Here is a 306-nt window from a genome sequence, read left to right on the forward strand (position 1 = left end):
GAGCACCACGCCGGCCACGACGCCCGCCGCTATCGCGCACACCGCCGTCGGCGGGGCGGGGGAGCGCAGGTTGATCTGGCCGGAAGGGTAGCGGGCGGCGACGTGCCCCCCGATCTGCGCGAGCATGGCCCCCTGTCCCCGGTCGCCCACCCCCGCCTGACGGGTGTTCGGGGTCAGTCCCGGCAGACCAGCCCCTCGGGCGGCGGCTCCAGGTCGATCAGGTAGCGGGCCTCGTGCTCCCTGGCGCAACCGGAGTTCAGCGCGGCGGTGTGGCCATCGCCGTCGAAGGTGAGCAGCCGGGCGTCC

Annotated in this window: 1 protein-coding gene and 1 pseudogene; both read right to left on the minus strand. The window is 75.5% G+C overall.

What is annotated here, in order from left to right:
• Nucleotides 1-105: pseudogene (locus tag ADK64_RS44885) on the minus strand (glycosyltransferase family 2 protein); the annotation flags it as partial.
• 68 nt (nt 106-173) lie between these two features.
• The gene (locus ADK64_RS42755; protein ID WP_267888541.1) at nt 174-296 is read right to left on the minus strand and encodes an alpha/beta hydrolase; all 123 of its coding nucleotides are present in this window, start codon (nt 294-296) and stop codon (nt 174-176) included.
• Nucleotides 297-306 lie beyond the last annotated feature (10 nt).

Source organism: Streptomyces sp. MMG1121 (assembly GCF_001280015.1).
In the GTDB taxonomy this organism is placed as follows: domain Bacteria; phylum Actinomycetota; class Actinomycetes; order Streptomycetales; family Streptomycetaceae; genus Streptomyces.